The sequence below is a fragment of the Streptococcus sp. DFI.7.26 genome (assembly GCF_022240605.1).
In the GTDB taxonomy this organism is placed as follows: domain Bacteria; phylum Bacillota; class Bacilli; order Lactobacillales; family Streptococcaceae; genus Streptococcus; species Streptococcus xiaochunlingii.
On sequence record NZ_JAKOGN010000047.1, the window covers coordinates 1 to 570 of the forward strand.

1 pseudogene is annotated in these 570 nt (G+C 27.5%); it reads right to left on the bottom strand.

What is annotated here, in order from left to right:
• Positions 1–19 precede the first annotated feature (19 nt).
• Positions 20–570, bottom strand: a pseudogene (locus L0M85_RS09860) (ATP-binding protein); the annotation flags it as partial.

Here is a 570-nt window from a genome sequence, read left to right on the forward strand (position 1 = left end):
TACTAGTTAAAAAGATTGATTATAGTGGGTTATCAAGATATGTTTTTTGAAAACTTTTCAATAACCTAACTAAGTTTAATTCAGTTAGATTTAATTGATTTTCTTGGATACTATAATCAGGATTTTTTTGTCTAGCTTTTTTATAGTAAAAATCGAAATCTTTTTCTGTAACTTCAAGTTGCTTCATTATCTCTTCTGTTGAAAAATTACTTTTTATTAAGTTGTGAGTCTTTTCCAATTCTATTTTATCATCATAAATTACTATATTATTTTTAAATCTATCTAAAGGATATTTTTCGAGACCAGATATTGAAGAGAAAACTTTCAGCAATTGGTATTTTAAAGTATTTTTGTATAAACAGTGGTAATAAATAGTGTCAGAATAACCACATTCAAAATCTTCTAAATCAGGGGAGGGCACTAGACAATTTCCCTGATCTAAATATAAAGCCATAAAGTCGATAATTGTAAGGTGTCGATAACGAAGTTGTACTAATTGCCAATCAACATTGGTTTGGTATTGATTTAAACTATAAGGCATAGTTTTGAAACGATTTGCATCATCGTCGG